This window comes from Microcystis sp. M109S1 (assembly GCF_020247025.1).
Taxonomy (GTDB): domain Bacteria; phylum Cyanobacteriota; class Cyanobacteriia; order Cyanobacteriales; family Microcystaceae; genus Microcystis.
Map to the genome: position 1 here is coordinate 1 of NZ_JADBRW010000269.1, position 3415 is coordinate 3415.

Genomic DNA, 3415 nt, shown 5'->3' on the forward strand with positions numbered 1-3415 from the left:
CGTTCGGTTGAGTATAAACTAACAGGCTACCAACTATCTAATGATCGACGTAAAATCAGATTTACTGATGGTTTTAAAGCAGGAGAATTTGATTTATGGTGTAGTCAAAAGACATTAGTTTATTATTCAGAGCAACAGATTAAACGGGTAAGAGTTGTTAGACGTGCTGACGGTTATTATTGCCAGTTTTTGATTGACGTAGAACGGCAAGAATACCATAAACCAACGGGACAAATAACAGGAATTGACTTAGGGTTAAAGGAATTTTATACTGACGCTCAAGGCAATACTGTGGAGAATCCACGTTATTTAAGAAAGTCAGAAAAACGACTTAAAAAAGCACAAAGGAGATTATCAAAACGATTTCGTCAAGGAAAGAAACAGTCTAACAACTATCACAAGCAACGGATAAAAGTAGCTAAACTTCACCTTAAAGTATCAAGACAACGTAAAGACAAAGCAATTAAAGACGCTTTGGCGTTAGTCCAGTCTAATGATCTGGTAGTTTATGAAGCTTTAAAGGTAAGAAACTTAGTCAAAAACCGTAAGCTGGCCAAGTCGATTTCCGATGCTTCTTGGTATCAATTCACTGAATGGTTGAATTATTTTGCCAAGATTTATCAGATTGTTTGTGTTGCTGTACCTCCCCATTTCACTTCTCAAGATTGTTCAGTTTGTGGGACGAGAGTTCAAAAATCATTAAGCACTAGAACTCATCAATGTCCCAATTGTAAAACAGTCTTAGATAGGGATCATAATGCAGCAATCAATATTCTTAAAAAAGGGTTGAAATATTTGGGAAATCATCTCAACGGTACTGTTGGGCAAACAGAAACCGACCCAAACGCCTTGGCAGAGTCCGGCCTCTGGATTCTTAATGGAGACATTGAGAATCTAAGCTGTCTCGTTGAACAAGGAATTTCTAACAGCGATGGGTCAAGAATCCCCCGTCACAGCGTAGCTTGACGGTGGGAGTATGTCAAAGTTAGCGGTAACTCTCGATAGATGCGATATTGCAGGGGGTTTCCATAGGCGATCGACTATTTGTGTTACACTGATCGCCAATGTCAACGATAAAATTAATCCTATTGATCATGTTAAATAGCAGCCAATTACAGGATTTAATCAGTAAATCACTACGTTATCTATTAATTATCGGCACTATTGCCCCCCTAACTTCCTTAGAAGCCCGCCCAGTCCAAGCCACTCCTGCGAGTAGTCCTGCACCCGCTAAAGAGGCGATTGCTCCTATCCCCGCAGAAAGCAAAGAGTACACCCTAGGAGAAGGGGATAAAGTCCGCGTCACCGTTTACCAAGTCGCGGATTTAAGCGGCGATTTCCTCGTTTTAGCCGATGGAACCCTGACTTTACCTCTAATTGGTAGCGTCAAAGTGGAAGGAATGACCGTCACCGAAGCCGGCCAAACCCTCGCTAAACGTTACAGCACCTATCTCAAACGTCCCGTGGTTACTGTTAGCATTCTCACCCCCCGGCCTCTGCAAATCGCCATCGCGGGGGAAGTTAATCGTCCGGGTACTTACACAATTAACCCCGAACAAAGCCAAAAAACGCCCCTATTGACCGAAATAATCCGGCAAGCGGGGGGAGTGACTACGGTGGCCGATATTGGTCAAGTTCAAATCCGACGCAACCTCAAGGGACAAGAACAGCTAATTCAAGCGAATCTCTGGCAATTAATCCAAAAAGGCGATAAAACCCAAGATATTAGCCTCAGAGATGGTGATAGCATCGTTATTCCCACCAAAACAACCCTTAGCGTCGGGGAAGTCAATCAATTAGCCGATGCCAATTTTGGACTAGATAGCGATCGAGAAATTAATGTTACTGTGGTGGGAGAAGTTTATCGTCCGGGGTCCCATCGCATTGTCCCCACTCCCAACAATAACAATAACAACAATAATGACCAAGATCGCGGCGGCACCAGGAAACCGGCCCGACTAACCCAAGCTATCCAACAAGCGGGAGGCATCAAACCTCTCGCTGATATCCGACAGGTACAAGTGCTGCGTTATACTCGTGACGGTTCCCAACAGAAAATCCCCGTAGATCTCTGGAGTTTGCTCGATAAAGGTGATATGACCGGCGATATCTTTCTTCAAGAAGGGGATACGGTGATTATCCCCACTGCTACTGAAATCTCGGCCAAAGAATCGGAAACCCTAGCATCGGCCAGTTTTGCCCCTAAAACCATTAACGTGAAAGTGGTCGGGGAAGTGGCCAAACCGGGGACAATTGAAGTTCCTCCCAATACCCCTCTCAATCAGGCAATTTTAACCGCAGGAGACTTTGATAAGCGTCGGGCCAATCAGTCCACAGTGGAATTAATTCGTCTCAATCCTAACGGGACTGTCACCAAAACCTCAATTAACATCGATTTTTCCCAGGGTATCAACGAGAAAACTAACCCGATTCTCCGCAATAATGATGTGGTGGTGGTTCATCGTAGCAATCTGGCCTCTGCTACCGACACCCTCGGCACGGTTTTAAGTCCCTTTACTGGTCTGACGGGTTTCTTCAACGGATTTTTTAATCTTTTCCGTTAAAAAAGTTTACCTTACCCCGATGTCATTAGCTAAGTAATCGAGCTAATAATAGATATAGAAACGGCAAAAAGTCGTGAGCAGTCACGGCTTTTCTGCTCAATAGACTCAGGAAAGAAAACTGTCACTAACCCCGCCCTAAAAGGGACGGGGCTTGCCTAGACCAATTTAGGCGACGCAAGTAGAGACTACCGCACCGAGACACAATCTGGCACAGACCTCCGAATGCTTCCCTAGTTCGGATTCCCTCTCAGCTTTATTGGTAAAGCGTTGTTAGACAAAACATCTTGATTGTGTTGCGGAAAGGGACTTTAACTTCACTCTTAAGGATTATCTCCATGGAAAGAGTTCCTGTTATCTCAAAAGACGGAAAGCCGTTAATGCCAACTAAACCCAGTCGGGCCAGACGGTGGATTAAAGAAGGAAAAGCTATCGGTAAATTCAACGACTTAGATATTTTCTATGTCCAGCTAACCGATGAACCTTCCGATAACAAAACCCAACCGATTGCCATTGGTATTGACCCGGGTAAATTATTCTCTGGAATTGGCGTTCAATCCTCTCTTTTTACTCTTTGGAAGGCTCACTTAGAACTTCCTTTTAAACGAGTAAAAGAGCGCATGGACAATCGGTGCTTAATGCGAAGAGGACGTAGAGGAAGACGGATTAACCGCCAACTTCCCTTTAATCTAAGAGCGCATCGACAAAAACGATTCTCAAATAGAAAACAAGGAAAATTAGCTCCCTCAAGCAGAGCCAATCGTCAACTTGAACTTCGAGTCGTTTCCGAACTAACCAAAATCTATCCAATTACCGATATTTACTTTGAGTACATCAAAGCCGATGTTGAGCTA

General features: G+C 43.9%; 3 protein-coding genes. All 3 read left to right on the forward strand.

The window, feature by feature from the left end; all coding sequences use genetic code 11:
* Positions 1–966: RNA-guided endonuclease InsQ/TnpB family protein (locus tag IM322_RS13415; RefSeq protein ID WP_287713236.1), on the forward strand; the 966-nt coding region annotated here is incomplete at its 5' end.
* 98 nt (positions 967–1064) lie between these two features.
* Complete coding sequence (locus IM322_RS13420; protein WP_287713237.1) at positions 1065–2564, forward strand: polysaccharide biosynthesis/export family protein; 1500 nt, start codon at positions 1065–1067, stop codon at positions 2562–2564.
* 335 nt (positions 2565–2899) lie between these two features.
* Positions 2900–3415 (forward strand): RRXRR domain-containing protein (locus IM322_RS13425; RefSeq protein WP_287713238.1); only part of this gene is annotated, 516 nt, incomplete at its 3' end.